Origin of the sequence: Dorea sp. AM58-8 (genome assembly GCF_003464045.1) — a bacterium.
Classification (GTDB): Bacteria; Bacillota; Clostridia; order Lachnospirales; family Lachnospiraceae; genus Claveliimonas; species Claveliimonas ammoniilytica.
Map to the genome: position 1 here is coordinate 77,347 of NZ_QSDM01000006.1, position 16,254 is coordinate 93,600.

Genomic DNA, 16,254 nt, shown 5'->3' on the forward strand with positions numbered 1-16,254 from the left:
ATGTGTCCAACCTCTCGCTTCTTTGCATTTCACATTTATTCAGTTATATTCTCCACATTTAGAATCATACCGCGTGGATCGCATTCACAATCGCACGCTCCATCACCTGTGCAGCCAGTGTCCCAGCGACATTGATATCTGCCTCTACATCACCAACAGACGCCGCATAGATTGTATCCCCATCCGCCAGTGTCCCTACCGGATTAATACATCTTGCATATGCATTGCGTGTCATTGATGCAATCTTATTCATCTCTGCTTTGGAAAATTTACCATTTGTAATCACAGCGCCAATTGTTGTATTACCGGTAAACATATCGGTTCGCTTACTAAGCTTATACAATTCTTCCCTGGTGTCTGCAAAACCACTGCCATCCTCTGACCGAAGTCCTGCAATCTTCTTGCCGTTTTCCGGATCAAAGATATCTCCCAATGCATTTACCACAACTACTGCTGCCATCTCCAATCTGCCAAGTCGTACCGCATAAATGCCAAGCCCTGACTTAGATGCACGCTCCATGCCACACAGTTTACCGACGGTTGCTCCGCATCCGGCTCCTGTATTACCGCTTCTCGGATGATTCGCTTTCGCATCCTCACAAGCTTCATACCCCATCGCCGCATCCGGTCTCACGCTGGCACTTCCAAAGCCCAGATCATAGATGCAGGACTGACATACCAGCGGTACTCTTGCATAACCTGTGTCATATCCTATGCCATGTTCTTCCAGATACCGCATCACGCCATCCGCTGCTGCAAGTCCGTATGCCGAACCGCCAGCCAACACGATCGCATTGATCGGATTATCTGCTGTAGTTGGATCTGCCAGATGCGTCTCTCTGGATGCCGGTCCGCCACCACTGACATCCACTCCGACTTTTGCACCTTTATCAAATAAAAGTACCGTCACGCCTGTCTTCGCCTGATCATCCTGCGCATTACCGATCCGCAGTCCCGTCAGATCTCTGACAGATATTTCTTCTAATTCGCCTGTCTGCTGCATTCCTTACACTTCCTTTAATGCTGCTGCCAGCGCACGTGCAACTGCTGCTCCCACTACGGTACATACAACTGCCTCGATTGCGCCCTGCACACCTACAAATGCGACTACAAATGCAAATGGATTAGTTACGCCAAGCGCATCTACAAATCCCTGAATGTAGTCTGTATTATAAAAGAATAACACCAGAGAGCTCATGTAGAAAATGGTATTCAGAACCGGACAAGCCAGTCCGCCTGCAAAATACGCCAGATTCTTGTTCTTGCTTCTGACTGCTTTGAATATCAGACCGCTGAGCAGACCTTCCAGGATTCTTGGAACGATACATGTAAATACGGTACCGAATGGATTGATTCCAAGAAGCATTGCCCCAAATGCGCTGGTTCCAAAGCACTGCATCAGACTTGTGATACCAAATGCTGCTCCACAGATCGCGCCGCCTTTCGGTCCAAGGATCATCGCTGCTACTGCTACCGGTACGGTCAGGAATGTAATAGACAGTCCCGGTGTTCTGAGGTATCCTAACGGTGTGAATGCCATCACAAAAATGATTGCGATCATCAGCGCCAGTTCTACAAGATACTTTGTGCCTCCCTTAGTGTTAGTTGTTGTCGTTGCTTCCATATTCTGTTCTCCTTTTCTGCTGATAAAACGGCACTTTTCCAAGTGTTCCCCTGTCTTTCAGCCACGTATTATAGGGAAATGAGCATCGCTATCAGACTTCGTCCTCCCCTTAGGCGGTTGCCGCCTTACGGTCAGCACCGGTTCAGATTCTATCTATAAGATATGAAACGCCCGGTGACATTATATCACCGGGCGCACATTTTCTCAACTAATTCCTGTTTCTTTCCGAAAATTCACGACATAGATTCCCACACATACCATCACAAGTGCTGACAGGCTGTACAGATTAAATGCCTCCTGCACCTCTCCCAACACCAACGCTGACAGAATCACGCTACACAGTGGATTCACAAATCCAAGAATTGCAACCCGAGATACCGGATTATGCGCAAGCAATATTGACCATAACGTATAAGCCACCGCTGATACCAGTGCCAGATATAGGATCAACACAGCTCCGGCTGCAGTCAGCTTATCCAGATGCCCGCCCATAAACTTTCCTATTATAAACAGTAAGATGCCGCCCGCAAAAAACTGGCTGCCACTCAACAATATCGGAGACATCTTCTTTGAATAGCGATTGATCAATAACGTAGATACCGCATAGGACACCTGCGATATCAGCACAAAACCTTCACCGGTAAGCTTAAAGCCCATATCTAATGTACTTCCATTCAGATTGATCAGCACCACACCTGCAAAGCCAAGCAGACATCCAATCATCTTCCGCCCCGTCAACTTCTCATTCCGAGCCACCAGACATGACATCAGAATTGCAATAAAGTTCCCTGTTCCGGTAATAATGCCACCCTTCACTCCTGACGTATGGGCAACACCTATATAAAAGAAGAAATACTGCACCAGTGTCTGTGCCAGGCATACCGGCACAATATACCTGATCATAGACTTCTCTGGCAACATGATCTTCTTTTCACGAATTGTTCCAAACAAAAGAACAAGCAATCCAGCCAGTGCAAATCGGATTCCTGCAAATACAATCTGGCTTGCAGTGTCGGACGATTCCACTTCAAGCAGGCGGTATCCCGTCTTAATCGCCGGAATCGCACTGCCCCATAAGACGCAGCAGATGCTGGCAAGTAACACCACCATCCAGGTTCTGGTTAATATATTCTCTTTCTCGGACATATAAATTCTCTCTTTCTCCTATAGTAAAACATCTGTACCCCACAAACATTTACAGATATTTTACCCTTAAGATTTTTGTATGTAAAGAGAGAACAGCGCGTATCAGGATTTTTGATAATGTATAACTGCCTGTTTACCACAATGTGCCAGGCCGATATAATAAACCGGAGTGCCCAAATTCACATCATACTTTTTATCTTTCATCTGCTCCACTGCACTGGCAGCAAGTTTATCCAAATCCTCTTTCTTATCCTTGGTATATTTAAACTCCAGAATCATATTAGGATAGCCGCTTCTTTTTGCCCTCATCAAAAGATCCGCTCTCCCATTTCCGTTCTCACGATTACTTTCTATAATATAATTCTTCTGTTGAAACACACACATTCCCAATACCATCATATGATAACTATTTTCACATTGCAGGTCATGATAGGATGGAAGTGTCAACAAAATGTTCTGATACCTTTCCGCAAACTCATCTATATTTCCCCGAATCAGCTCCATAAATAATTTCTGCATATCTTCCTCATCTATTTGCAGAGAAAATGCAGTCAATTCGCGAAAAGCCGACCATACCTCCTGATTAGGAATCCGCAGTGTATAATAGTCATCTCCCAGATTTTCTTTTATCGTCAGCATGCCTGCATTTACCATCAATCCCCATAGCGAAGCATCACTTTGATGTTCATAGTACGCAGTAGTCAATGAGACAACTGTTGTTATCTCTCCTGTCTCAATCAACTTATTATATTCTTTTTCAAACGTTGTTCCTCGTTCTCTCAGCGCATCTTTTAAAATACTGTTCTCGGCAGTATTTACCCAATATGGTGCCAGCCTTTTTCTTACCGCATAATTGGTCACTGACCACGGATTGTAGATATCCTTATTGCCAAATCGGTACCCATCATACATCTCCTTCACTTCATCCGTAAGTTCCAAGTCAAAGTCATCCAAGAGTTTCCTGACTTCTTCCCCAGTAAAACCAAAACAATCTTCATATTCCGAATCATTTACAGTAAGCACCGTTAGGTTATTCAATCCGGAAAATATGTTTTCTTTCGCTACACGCTGGATTCCTGTAAGCATCGCTCGTTCCAGATAAGGGTTCCCTTTTAACGATGTACTGAGAAATCCCGCTAAAACAGAACGTACTTCTGAATAATAACCATTCCTATTCGCCGACATAAACGGCGTATCATATTCATCTATGAGAAGATAAACATTCTTTCCATAATATAAACTCAAAACTTCACACAGAGTCCGGATTGATTCTATAATACAAATTCTCCATGATTCCATATTTCTTATATCTGCTAAAGCTCTGTATATCTTATTAAATTTTTCTTTTTCTCTATCCGATAACATACTATCGTTTATCAGAGAATAATATCTCTCATATTCTTTTGTTACAGTCTCCCCGATTAATTCACAAAGTCCTTTCGAACAATCTGATTTTATATTCAAAAATGACAAAAATATCACTGGACACTGATTAAGTTCCACCATCCATTCTGTCCTGCTAATGTTAGTTCCTTCAAAAATTGCTTTTGAATCTTTGGTGCAGTCAAGAAACTCTGCAAGCATAGATATGTTCATTGTCTTCCCGAATCTTCTCGGTCTGGTTATCAAAGTAATCTGATACGGCGAGTTGAAAAATTCCCCGATCATCATTGTCTTATCCACATAATAGGCATGAAGCTCTCTCAACCTGCGAAAGTCCTGCAAACCAATAAGAACCTTTTTCTTAGCCCTGGGGCTTCCGTATCGAACCGCTTCCTCACGCAGCATCACACCACTGCCAGAAGTATCCCTTTTATAACCTCCACTTCTGCCAAACAGTTCATCCAACGAACATTTCAGTACATCCGCAATGCGTATCAACGTGTCAAATCCCGGTTCCGCCGTTCCGTTCTCATACTGTGAATATAGCGATTCCTCAATTAACAGCTGCTCTGACATATCCTTTTGTGAATATCCGGCACGCTTCCGATATTCCAATAAATGTTTACAAAATATTTCGTTCATGATGCACCTCCTGCTCTTTTTTTGATAGTATCACAGGTACACATCGTTTTCAACATAATTATTTATTTAAATTTATTGTTTCTTTTTCATTTTTATATATTGACATTTTTAATTTCAGAATATAATATTATGTCACAGTCGATAGGGTGCATGCTGCCGTTTCCGAGCTTTAAGGAAAGGGGAGTGATTCTTATGAGTACATATGAAGAATTTATGATTATACTGGCGACCGCCAACTTGATTATATCTGTTCTAAGTTATACGAAAAAGAAATAGCACCTCCGCTCTGACAAAGTAAGGTGCTATTCTAGCTTCTGAAAACCGCCAGAAACGGATAGGCTTGATCTATCGTATCGGCTGTCTTGTTAATTTCATTATATATGTACTTTTTTAAATGTCAAGTAATATTTTCGATTCATTTCAAAATCTAAATTCAGCTCTTTTACAGAATATCGATATATTCTCCTGCCAGTGCTTTGTTCATACTACGTACTGCGCAGAATTTTCCACACATGCTGCAGGTATCGCTGTGATCCTCTTCCGGACTTCTGCTGTCACGGATTGCCTTTGCATGCTCCGGATCCAACGCACATGCATACTGTGCTTCCCAGTCAAGCTTCTGTCTTGCTTCAGCCATCTTGTCATCAATGTCTCTTGCGCCCGGCACGCCCTTAGCAATATCTGCCGCATGAGCCGCAATCTTGGAAGCAATGATTCCCTGCTTCACATCATCAACATTTGGCAGTGCCAGATGTTCTGCCGGTGTTACATAGCACAGGAATGCAGCTCCGCTCATAGCGGCTACTGCTCCACCGATTGCACTTGTAATGTGATCATATCCCGGTGCAATATCAGTTACGATAGGTCCCAGTACATAGAATGGAGCTCCCATGCAGATGCTCTGCTGGATCTTCATATTAGCTGCCACCTGATCAAGCGGTACATGTCCCGGTCCTTCTACCATAACCTGTACATTATGTGCCCACGCACGTTTGGTAAGTTCTCCCAGACGTACTAACTCTTCAATCTGGCATACATCGGATGCATCAGCAAGGCATCCTGGTCTGCAGGCATCACCAAGCGAAATCGTCACATCGTATTCTTCACAGATATCCAGAATCTCATCATAATATTCATAGAACGGATTCTCTTCACCTGTCATGCTCATCCATGCAAATACAAGACTTCCGCCACGGCTTACGATATTCATTTTACGTTTGTGCTTTTTAATCTGTTCGATCGTCTTTCTTGTTATTCCACAGTGCAGCGTTACAAAATCAACGCCGTCTTCGGCATGCATCCGAATTACATCTACGAAATCTCTGGCAGTCAGTGTTGCCAGATCTCTTTGATAGTGGATGACGCTGTCATATACCGGAACAGTACCGATCATTGCCGGACATTCACTGGTCAGCTTTCTGCGGAATGGCTGGGTATCGCCATGGCTGGACAGATCCATGATGGCTTCTGCCCCCATATTTACCGCACTCATTACTTTCTGCATCTCGATATCATAATCTTTACAGTCTCTGGATACGCCCAGATTCACATTAATCTTTGTACGTAGCATACTGCCGACTCCTTCCGGATTTAAACAAGTATGATTCTTGTTTGCGCAGATGGCTACCTTACCCTCTGCTACCAGCTTCATCAGCGCCTCGGACGTCATGTGTTCTTTCTCTGCAACCACCTTGATCTCAGGTGTTACAATTCCTTTTCTTGCTGCGTCCATCTGTGTTGTGTATTCTCTCATCTTTTTTCTCCTTCTTCGGGATATCCCGGTTCTTTATTGCCCACAACATTTTTCTTACGCGACAGAAGGTGGTGCCCCCAATCTGCCGCCATGCATTACCTTTCAGTCCGTATCTGGTTCAGTGCTCCACCCTTTTCCAATGCAGAGATCAATACATATGCCAGAATACTTCCCACAACTGTAGAAACAAGAAATGGCACAATATAGACAAATAATCCTGTTGGATTCAGTCCCATCAAAAGCTTTGCAACCGGATAAGCTGCAATTCCTCCCAGCACGCCGGTTCCAAACGCCTCAGCACAGCAGGTCAGCCAGAGTTTTCTACACATTGCATATACCAGTCCACAGCACAGAGCTCCAACCATACTTCCCGGAAATGCCATCAGACTTCCGAGTCCAAGAAGGTTACGGATCAGACTTGCCGCAAATGCAATGCCGACTCCCCACCATGGTCCAAGTACAACTGCTGCCAGCACATTTACCATATGCTGTACCGGTGCACATTTACTTCCAAGTATCGGAAAGCTGATAAAGCTTCCGACTACAGCAACCGCTGTCAGAACACCTGCAAGAGCAAGCTTCTTAACTGTGTCATTCTGTTTCATCTTGATTATCCTCCTTTCCTGCCGTAGAGCCCCCGTTATGATGCCTATGTTATGATGCCCACGGATTGTTTCGTGCTTCGCACTCCCACAATCCTACCCTCCATTCGCATATCGTGGGATTATCATCCCACTTTTAGGCTCATGTAGGGGCGTGTTCCAAGGTCATTCATCCACTTATGAGCAAGCTCATGTGGATTTCGACCTTTTTCCCCTGGCATCACACAAAAAAAGAGACCCCCCGTAAGGGCATCTCCTAAATCACTGATTACTCGCTTTGTTGTCCCTACGTTGGCATTATCCAAATCAGGTTATGGGTCGAGAAATGCATTCTCCTCTCAGCCAGCTTTTTACGCCAGCTCCCCGTAACGATCATTCTATTCGTCCTACATTATACTATTATGCAAGATAATTTTCAAGGTAATTATCATAAAAGTCCCCTGTTCAATTATTTCTTTTCCGCTAAATAATAAAACGCTCCCGTTCAGATAAACTGTTTATAACTGTCCATCTGAACGGAAGCATCTTATTTTATAAAGACAATCTCATCTTAATATATTCTTCCATCATATCAGCTGTGCCATCAAGTCCCAGTCTGCTGCTGTTAATGCTGACGTCATATCCTCTGGAGTCACCCCACTTGATCTTACAGTAATGATTGTGGTATGTCTTACGCTTACGATCATGACGTGCGAGCAATTCCTCGGCTTCTCCTCTGGATACACCTTCACGCTGCATGGTACGTTCAATCTTGTCCTGCATATCCCCTAATACGAAGAAACTGATCAAGTTCGGATTCTCTTTCAGAACCGTCTCTGCACATCGTCCCACGATAACAAAAGACTCACCCTCGTCAGCTTTCTTTCTCAGAAAATCAAACTGCAGATTAGCAATGTTTTCCTGTGGAGAATTACTGTAGCCTTTTACCGTTCTAGAGAAAAATGGAGTCTTCGGCAACTCATCGAATTTTTCCAGTGTCTTAACATCCACTTTCTTGTCCAATGCAATCTCGCCGAGCATATGATAATCATAAAAAGTCAGTCCAAATCGTTTTGCCAACTCCTCTGCTATCCTATGTCCACCGCTTCCATACTCACGTCCAATGGAAATAATCAGCTGTTTCTTCAGTTCCATACTATCACATTCCTTTCCATTAACAATATCTGAGCCAGATTCCTACTGTTGCAACCACCATTACGATAATTGTTGCCGGAACTGCACTCTTGCAGTATTTGCCCCATCCAACGATGTGACCTTCTTTTGCGATAACCGACATACCTACTACATTCGCTGATGCTCCGATTGGTGTTGCGCTTCCTCCGATATCTGTTCCCATAGAAAGTCCCCATGCCAGTGTAGAAATATTCACACCATTCAGAGCTGCCAGACTCTGGATAACAGGAACCATTGTAGCCGCAAATGGGATATTATCTACAAATGCACTTGCAATTGCAGAAACCCAAATGATAATCGCTACCATTACATACAGGTTGCCACCACTGACACTACCAATAAATTCGGCGATCAGCTTCAAAACATTTGTCTGCTCCAGACCACCTACTACGACAAAAAGTCCAATGAAGAATAACAGCGTCTTATAATCTACGCCTTTAATCACCTTCACTATATTTTTACCGGATGTAATCAGTGTAACGATTGCAATTCCAAGACCAATCGTCGCTACCGTAAGTCCTGTCTGTGCATGTGTTACAAGAAGTACAACTGCACACAGAAAAATGACTGTGCTGATTGCAAAACTTGTCTTATTGGTAATCGCTGACTTCGGATCCGGATATTCTGCTACTACTTTTCCAGTACGCTTTACACGAAGTTCTTTGTGGAAAATCAAATAGTAATAGATTACTACCAGAATCAGTGAAATACCAGCCAGTACACCAGTATTGGTAATAAAGTCTGCAAATGTCAGCTGCAGAGATGTTCCGACAATGATGTTCGGCGGATCTCCGCACATAGTTGCTGATCCTCCAAGGTTCGCGCAGAAGATCTCTGCCAAAACCATCGGCACCGGGTCAAAGTCCAGCAAATCAGCAAGTTCCAATGTAACTGCTGCCAGGAACAGGATAACTGTAATACTGTCAATGAACATTGCCAGTATCGAAGACATAAACATGAATGTAATAAAAATCGGTATCACTTTATATTTTACCGCTTTTGCGATCGTCATGCAAAGCCATCTGAAAAATCCCGCTGCTGCCATACCTTCTACCATGATCATCATACCGGCTACGAAAATGATCGTTGCCCAGTTGATGCCGGCAGAGCTCTCAGAAGCCTCACCTGCTGTGTACCAAAATCCCCTCGTAAATATCTGAGCCACATTCAATGTCTCAGTCAATGCTGTCATACTATGCATGCAGATTCCAAATACAACAACCATTGTAACCACTGCACATCCCAAAGTAATAATATGACGTTCAATCTTGTCCATGATAATCAGTAAAAACATTACCAAGAATATCAGGACAGCCGCAATTTGTGCCGCCATAGCTTATTGCCTCTCTTTCCTTTGTATTTTCAATTTCCAAATGCCTATTATAGTCGGAAAGATTGTTAAATTCAATGTCAATCTAGCAAAAAAATTGTACTAAAAAAAGTGCTTTTTTTCTTTCTGTACTTTCTCCACAGGTCAGGCCAAAAATCTAACAGTTGGAGGCCGGTACAAAATAATACACTCAACTGTTATTCATCCAGTTTTATTCCCGCCAGTGCCTGTGCAAATGCATTGTTCACCGGTTCCTCTTTCTGCTTTTTCAGATACTTCTGCACATCTTTTTTGGACACGCCTGCACCTTCTTTGGCTCTTCTCGCCTTAAATGCCTCCAGCTTTTCCTTATATCCACATGTGCACACAAATGTCTCTGCATCGCCTTTCTTGATCAATTCCATCTTTTTATGACAGTTTGGACATCTCGCATTGCTGGTTCTTGCTACCGTCTCTTTATAACCACATTCTCTGTCCTGGCACACCAGAAGCCTCGCATTCTTACCTTTAACTGCCAGCATCCTCTTCCCGCAGCGCGGACACTTGCTGTTCGTCAGATTATCGTGACGGAAAGTTCCATCTGCCTGCTTAATCTCCTGAATCAAGTCTTTTGTGTAATCTTTGATCTCATGAAGAAATGTCTTTTCTTTCCCATTTCCAGCGGCAATGTCCGACAACTGCATTTCCCATCTGGCTGTCAGTTCCGGTTTCTTCAGGTCTTCCGGCACTAATTCTAGCAGTTGTTTTCCCTTTGATGTGATCCGGATCTCATTACCATTCTTTTCTATCAGAAACGTATGGAATAACTTTTCGATAATATCTGCTCGGGTTGCTACCGTTCCGAGACCACCTGTTTCGCCCAGTGTTTTCCGCTCTTTGACATTATCAGACTCCATATAACGGACCGGATTCTCCATCGCACTCAGCAGGGTTGCCTCGGTAAATCTTGCCGGTGGCTTCGTCTTTCCCTGCGACCGCATAATTTGGGAAATATCTACTTCCTGACCTTTTTTCAGTGTCGGAAGCTGCTGCCCTGCTAATCTCAGCTGATCCCCGCTTTTATCATCTTCTTCCTCATCCAGAGACATATTGTCATAGACCGCTTTCCAGCCTTCTTTCAATACGACCTGTCCCTTCGCCCCAAATACTGCGGTAGCCACAGATGGCTTCGCAGATGTTTGCACAGCAGCTTTCATCGTCGTCTGTTCATACTCATATGCCGGATACAGTACACCGATAAAACGGCGTACTACCAGATCGTAAATCTTCCGTTCTTCATTACTCATGTGATCTAATTGTACGTATTCTTCCGTCGGAATGATCGCATGGTGATCGCTGACCTTCTTATCATCCACAAATGCTTTGCTTGTACAGATCGGTGCCTTCAAAAGTGCTGGAATATATGCTTTATACGGTCCGATATTGCAGGCTTTTAACCGTTCTTTGATGGTTGGCACAATATCCGAACCGATATATCTGGAATCGGTTCTTGGATACGTCAATACCTTATGATGCTCATACAGACGCTGCATGATATTAAGCGTCTCCTTCGCCGAGAATCCATACCGCTTATTGGCATCTCTCTGAAGTTCCGTCAGATCATAAAGACCCGGAGATGACTTCTTCTTTGCCTGCTTCTGCACATCCGTAATGACCAGTTTCTGCCCCTTAATGCTCTTTTCTATCTGATCAATAACTTCCTTCTTAAATGACCTGAGGCTTCCGGTCTTTGCATTCTGCCAGGTCCATTTCACGCCTCCTGCCATACACTGTAAGCCATAATAATCTTCCGGCTTAAATGCACGGATTTCTTCTTCCCTGCGTGCGATCATCGCCAGTGTCGGTGTCTGCACACGACCACAGGATAACTGCGCATTATACTTGCAGGTCAGTGCACGGGTTGCATTGATTCCCACCAGCCAGTCTGCTTCTGCACGGCTCTTTGCTGCATGATACAGTGCATTGTACTGTCTGCCATCTTTCAGATGTTCAAATCCTTCACGAATCGCCTTGTCTGTTACCGAAGATATCCACAATCTCTTAATCGGCTTGTGACAACCGGATTTATCCAAGATCCATCTGGCAACTAGCTCGCCTTCCCGACCGGCATCCGTTGCAATGATAATCTCCGATACATCCTTTCGGAACAGCTGGGTCTTCACATTCCGATACTGCTTTGCTGTCTGACGAATTACAACTAATTCCCATTTTTCCGGCATCATCGGCAGATACGACATATTCCATTCTTTAAATTTCTTATCATATTCTTCCGGATCTGCCAGTGTTACCAGATGTCCCAGTGCCCAGGTCACAATATACCGACTGCCCTCAATGGCACCCGGAATATTTTTATTGCATTTCAGCACCCGCGCAATATCACGGGCTACCGAAGGTTTCTCTGCTAAAACAAGTGATTTCATAAACATCCTCCTAGAGACTCTTTATATATCGTTTGATCAGAAAGGTACAAAAATACGGAAATGTATGAATACCATTTTCAATCCCTATATTGCCTTTCACTAATTTTATACCAAATGTAATATCCGGATATTTATCACGATCAATCAACGTACGCAACGACTTAGATCTTCCGTTTGCAGCTTTAACCTCTATCGGAATTAATTTATCCATACTTCTGACAAAAAAGTCTTCCTCCAAAGTAGCATTCTCTTTTTTATAATAATATAACTCATAACCACATTTGATTAATGCTTCTGCCACAATATTCTCATACAATGCGCCTTTATACACATTCATATTTTTGTTGGCACGAAGATCTTCCTGTGCCTCTTCATCCAGCATTGCAACCAGCATTCCCGTATCAAAATAATACAATTTATACTTTCCTTCATCATAATTACCACGCAATGGCAATTCCGGAAATTGCAAACAATAACATATATTCACCAACCCGGCATCTTTTAACCATTCGATGCATCCACGATAGTCCTTAAATCTGGCTCCTTTTGCCACTTTTGATATCTGAAACTTCTTATTATCTTTCGCAAGCTGAATCGGAATATGATGAAATACATTCAATATTCTTGTCTGATCTACTCCCTCTGCATACTTTCGAATATCCTCTTCATAGTCTGCCAGCAACTGTCTCTGAATCTGCAAGGTGCCTTCAAATGTATCCGTCTGTATATATTCTTTTACAACACCAGGCAATCCTCCCAGAATACAGTAATCTAAAAACAAATTCTGATACACATTCAACTGTCCTTCCGGAAATGGTGTACCCTTTATCATATGATCCAACATCTCATCTATAACTTCATCAGAATATCCCTTCGCCCATAAAAATTCTTCAAAATCCATAGAATACATTAGATAATCATTTTTATATCCGACACTGTTACTTTCGATTCTTTGATATGAAATACCCAGCAGCGATCCACTGCATATAACATCAAACCGTCCATCCTGACAGAAAAACTTTAAGGATGTTGCTATCTCTGGGAATTCCTGAAGCTCATCAAACAAAATCAATGTATCCTGTGGTATAAACTTCTTATCAGGATCAATTCTCGATATGTTTTTAATGATATCTACAGCCGCATATCCTTCCTCTATAATAGTTTTATATTTAGGTTCTTCTACGAAATTGATTTCAATAAACGATGAATAGTTCGCTTTGGCGAATTCGCGAATAGATTCTGTCTTTCCAATTTGCCTAGCACCTTTCACAATTAATGGCTTACGATTCTCTCCCGCTTTCCATTCTTGTAAATACTGATCTATTTTTCGCTTCAAATACATAATTATCCACCTGCTTTCCCCAGCATTTCTAACTTCTTAGATTTTACCATAAATACGCCGTTTTTTCAATGTCACAACAATTTCATGAGCGATTTTTCACCATTTCACCACCATTTTATGAGCGAATTTTCGCATGCTTGTCACTATTTCATGAGCGAGTTTTTATATAGCAAGCACTATTTCATGATTTAGTGACCATTATATCAGATTTGTATATCTTACTATCATCCACATATGCACCACTGCAAACAACGGCACCAGCGTCCGAAATGACATATGCTTTGTCTTGTGCCTGAATGTCTGCATCCCGATCCAGGCACCTGCTGCCCCACCGATCAACGCAATGCCCAGCAGTGTCTTCTCTGGGATTCTCCATCTGCCCTCCCTGGCATATTTTTTATCCAGGCCATATAAGATAAACGCTATAATATTTACGCAGATGTAGTATATTCCGATAATTCCGTATTCATTTACTATATTCATGTTATCATCCTCTTATGTTCTTTCATCTTCTATAGTACCTTATCCTTATTTGGCCCCCTGCTATTTACATGCAAGCATGCATAACAGACTTTCTTGTGTGAAAGTAGGTCTAAATAGTTACATAGTAACAAAAAAATCACCGCCCCCGCAGCTCTATGTCTGCAAAAACAGTGATTTTTAAATGCGCGATCAGGGGTTCGAACCCTGGACACCCTGATTAAGAGTCAGGTGCTCTGCCAGCTGAGCTAATCGCGCTTATTTCGTTTTCCGTTCCTCGCGAACGCAAGATTTATTATAGAGTAACTTTCCAAAAAAAGCAAGTACTTTTTTGAATTTTTTTCAAAAAATTTGTCGGGGTAGTTTTTCAAGGTAAAAAACAGATGATTTCCCGTACTTTGTCTTCTAATTGTTATTCATATTCCCCCTTTCCGTCGAATATATATACTCTATAGCTACATATCCAGGAGGTTTTTATGATCCGCATTATTCCACGCCAGTCTTTCCCATATATGATCGTCACGATGATCCTTGGTACGCTGAATCATTTTCTCTATGACTGGTCTGGTAAGAATCCTGTCATCGCGCTTTTTACTCCTGTCAACGAATCTGTCTGGGAGCACATGAAACTGCTCTTCTTTCCATTTCTTTTGCTTTCACTGATTGAATACATCATTCACAGACCGGACAGGGCTCGCTTCTTCGGTTCCAGACTGTTCGCTGTCTGGTGTGGTATATTTTCCATCATCGTGCTTTTCTATGGCTACAGCGGCTCCATCGGCAGATCTTTCGTCCTGATTGATATTCTCCTGTACTATTTGGGAGTTATAACCACATACAGCCTCTCTGCGCATACAGAGAGGCTGTTCCATGGCACTTCCATACTCACGATCTTTTTATGGTGGACCGGAAGTACCCTTTTATTATTCCTTTTTACTTGTTTTCCACCGGAGATACCACTGTTTATCAGTGCTTAATCCTATTTTGATGCATCTACATTATCGTCATGATTATAATCAGATTCATTTGCTGTTACTACATTTTTATACAAATCGTCTAACGTCTGATATCCATAATATTTCCAAAGCATATCCGTCATCGACTGATCCTTCACGTCGGTTCTAATCGTAAATTTATTTTTTGGAGTACGATAATCTGAAATATCAACAATCAAATTCCCCTCTCCATCAGCCAACACATCCTGATAGCAGATAAACCAGTAAACGTCATTGACCTGGTCATACGATTCGCTTCCGTTACTGTAGGCATCTCTTACTTTTACATGATATACAAGATATAATGCATTGCCATTTTTCTCCTTTGAGCTCAGCAGATAATCTCCCATATAGGTAAGACTCTCTAAAGATTCATAGTTTCCCCAGTGCTGATCCATATGGTTATGATATTCTTCCTCCGCCTGCTCCTGCATTTCTTTCAGAGTTTCATCATCCAGTTCACTGCTCTTCGTGATATAATAATTCAGTCCCTTAACTGTATACTCCTTTTCCCATTTCTCCGGAATCTTTCCAAAATTTGCTGAATATTCATCTGCTTTGCTCTTGTCCAGATATATCTTGATCTTATCTCCATTCTTCAGAGTCTCATAGTCCTCACATTGAAAATCTGCCGCTGTTAGACCTGAACCTTTATAATCCCATGTAACATAGCCACTCGGTTCTGTTCCGTTAAATTTAACGTCAAGGTCTTTAAATGCGTCAAACGATTTAACCTCTTCCAGTCCCTTCACCTTATATGAACCATCTTTATACTTTAATCTGCATTTCACATACTGCGAATACTCTTTATTGATATTCCATTTATATTTCACTTTATCATTATTAGACAGATTACTATCTGATTCGACTTCCACACTTATGAACGACTGTAAGACATCCACCGGTGATACAGAATCCGCACCGATTCCGTATTGTTCCTTGAATTCCTTAGTAAGCGATAATCTGGAACCATATTTTTTCTCAACCTTCTGCCAGTCAATCTGCGCATATACATCTCCTGAGCCTTCATATCCTGTCGACTCAAAACTCACATACTTATCAAGATCGATCGTCTTCCTGGCTCGCATGATCATAAATCCAGCCAAAAATATAATTACTGCTGCCACACAGATTAGAATTATCATCAGTTTCGTTTTGCGATTCCCACTATTCTTTTTCTTCTGAGTTTTCTCATTTGTTTCCGGCTTTTCTGCTGTTTCTGGAGTCTCCGCTGCTTCTGCTGCAACCTCTGTCTCGTCATTCGCTTCTTCCTGCCCGATTACAGGCTTTCCACACGCTGCACAGAATTTTGCATCATCCGCATTTTCAGTTCCGCAATATTGACATTTCATCTTTACACCTTC

13 protein-coding genes, 1 tRNA gene and 1 riboswitch are annotated in these 16,254 nt (G+C 42.4%); of the genes, 1 reads left to right on the plus strand and 13 read right to left on the minus strand.

Going from position 1 to position 16,254, the window contains the following annotated elements:
* Positions 1-64: 64 nt before the first annotated feature.
* The 12 genes from DXA18_RS06560 to DXA18_RS06615 form a co-directional block, all read right to left on the minus strand.
* Positions 65-1,003 (minus strand): P1 family peptidase, encoded by a 939-nt coding sequence (locus DXA18_RS06560; RefSeq protein WP_118383219.1) that lies wholly within the window; start codon positions 1,001-1,003, stop codon positions 65-67.
* Between the two features lie 3 nt (positions 1,004-1,006).
* Positions 1,007-1,624, minus strand: a complete 618-nt coding sequence (locus DXA18_RS06565; RefSeq protein ID WP_118383220.1) for an ECF transporter S component — start codon at positions 1,622-1,624, stop codon at positions 1,007-1,009.
* Positions 1,625-1,828: 204 nt separating this feature from the next.
* Positions 1,829-2,770, minus strand: coding sequence for a DMT family transporter (locus tag DXA18_RS06570; RefSeq protein WP_118383221.1), 942 nt, complete (start codon positions 2,768-2,770; stop codon positions 1,829-1,831).
* A 102-nt stretch (positions 2,771-2,872) separates the two neighbouring features.
* Positions 2,873-4,795 carry an AAA family ATPase gene (locus DXA18_RS06575; RefSeq protein ID WP_118383222.1) on the minus strand — a complete coding sequence of 641 codons (1,923 nt, stop codon included), beginning with the start codon at positions 4,793-4,795 and terminating at the stop codon, positions 2,873-2,875.
* A gap of 442 nt (positions 4,796-5,237) precedes the next feature.
* On the minus strand, positions 5,238-6,548 hold the full coding sequence (gene thiC, locus DXA18_RS06580; protein ID WP_118383223.1) for a phosphomethylpyrimidine synthase ThiC: 1,311 nt from the start codon (positions 6,546-6,548) through the stop codon (positions 5,238-5,240).
* Positions 6,549-6,643: 95 nt separating this feature from the next.
* A complete protein-coding gene (gene thiW / locus DXA18_RS06585; protein WP_278337065.1) occupies positions 6,644-7,159 on the minus strand; it encodes an energy coupling factor transporter S component ThiW in 516 nt (171 codons plus the stop codon).
* A 257-nt stretch (positions 7,160-7,416) separates the two neighbouring features.
* Positions 7,417-7,526, minus strand: a riboswitch (TPP riboswitch).
* Between the two features lie 155 nt (positions 7,527-7,681).
* Positions 7,682-8,284: a cytidylate kinase-like family protein gene (locus tag DXA18_RS06590; RefSeq protein ID WP_199665549.1), complete on the minus strand. Its 603-nt coding sequence runs from the start codon at positions 8,282-8,284 to the stop codon at positions 7,682-7,684.
* Positions 8,285-8,303: 19 nt separating this feature from the next.
* Positions 8,304-9,656: an SLC13 family permease gene (locus DXA18_RS06595; RefSeq protein ID WP_118383225.1), complete on the minus strand. Its 1,353-nt coding sequence runs from the start codon at positions 9,654-9,656 to the stop codon at positions 8,304-8,306.
* A 194-nt stretch (positions 9,657-9,850) separates the two neighbouring features.
* Positions 9,851-12,073 (minus strand): DNA topoisomerase III, encoded by a 2,223-nt coding sequence (locus tag DXA18_RS06600; RefSeq protein ID WP_118383226.1) that lies wholly within the window; start codon positions 12,071-12,073, stop codon positions 9,851-9,853.
* A gap of 10 nt (positions 12,074-12,083) precedes the next feature.
* Positions 12,084-13,415, minus strand: coding sequence for an ATP-binding protein (locus DXA18_RS06605; RefSeq protein WP_118383227.1), 1,332 nt, complete (start codon positions 13,413-13,415; stop codon positions 12,084-12,086).
* A 198-nt stretch (positions 13,416-13,613) separates the two neighbouring features.
* On the minus strand, positions 13,614-13,898 hold the full coding sequence (locus tag DXA18_RS06610; protein ID WP_118383228.1) for a DUF1294 domain-containing protein: 285 nt from the start codon (positions 13,896-13,898) through the stop codon (positions 13,614-13,616).
* Between the two features lie 182 nt (positions 13,899-14,080).
* Positions 14,081-14,153 (minus strand) — tRNA-Lys (locus DXA18_RS06615).
* A 218-nt stretch (positions 14,154-14,371) separates the two neighbouring features.
* On the opposite strand from DXA18_RS06615, the gene DXA18_RS15540 reads away from it, so the two are divergent.
* Complete coding sequence (locus DXA18_RS15540) at positions 14,372-14,872, plus strand: DUF6512 family protein (protein ID WP_147345580.1); 501 nt, start codon at positions 14,372-14,374, stop codon at positions 14,870-14,872.
* Between the two features lie 2 nt (positions 14,873-14,874).
* Here the strand turns inward: DXA18_RS15540 and DXA18_RS06625 are convergent, their stop codons facing one another.
* A complete protein-coding gene (locus DXA18_RS06625; protein WP_118383230.1) occupies positions 14,875-16,242 on the minus strand; it encodes a zinc ribbon domain-containing protein in 1,368 nt (455 codons plus the stop codon).
* Positions 16,243-16,254: the final 12 nt, after the last annotated feature.

Bases quoted from the DNA above. Each gene is read 5' to 3' on its own strand.
- DXA18_RS06560 (WP_118383219.1), bottom strand. From the start codon at position 1,003: ATGCAGCAGACAGGCGAATTAGAAGAAATATCTGTCAGAGATCTGACG.
- DXA18_RS06565 (WP_118383220.1), bottom strand. From the start codon at position 1,624: ATGGAAGCAACGACAACAACTAACACTAAGGGAGGCACAAAGTATCTT.
- DXA18_RS06570 (WP_118383221.1), bottom strand. From the start codon at position 2,770: ATGTCCGAGAAAGAGAATATATTAACCAGAACCTGGATGGTGGTGTTA.
- DXA18_RS06575 (WP_118383222.1), bottom strand. From the start codon at position 4,795: ATGAACGAAATATTTTGTAAACATTTATTGGAATATCGGAAGCGTGCC.
- thiC (WP_118383223.1), bottom strand. From the start codon at position 6,548: ATGAGAGAATACACAACACAGATGGACGCAGCAAGAAAAGGAATTGTA.
- DXA18_RS06590 (WP_199665549.1), bottom strand. From the start codon at position 8,284: ATGGAACTGAAGAAACAGCTGATTATTTCCATTGGACGTGAGTATGGA.
- DXA18_RS06595 (WP_118383225.1), bottom strand. From the start codon at position 9,656: ATGGCGGCACAAATTGCGGCTGTCCTGATATTCTTGGTAATGTTTTTA.
- DXA18_RS06600 (WP_118383226.1), bottom strand. From the start codon at position 12,073: ATGAAATCACTTGTTTTAGCAGAGAAACCTTCGGTAGCCCGTGATATT.
- DXA18_RS06605 (WP_118383227.1), bottom strand. From the start codon at position 13,415: ATGTATTTGAAGCGAAAAATAGATCAGTATTTACAAGAATGGAAAGCG.
- DXA18_RS06610 (WP_118383228.1), bottom strand. From the start codon at position 13,898: ATGAATATAGTAAATGAATACGGAATTATCGGAATATACTACATCTGC.
- DXA18_RS15540 (WP_147345580.1), top strand. From the start codon at position 14,372: ATGATCCGCATTATTCCACGCCAGTCTTTCCCATATATGATCGTCACG.
- DXA18_RS06625 (WP_118383230.1), bottom strand. From the start codon at position 16,242: ATGAAATGTCAATATTGCGGAACTGAAAATGCGGATGATGCAAAATTC.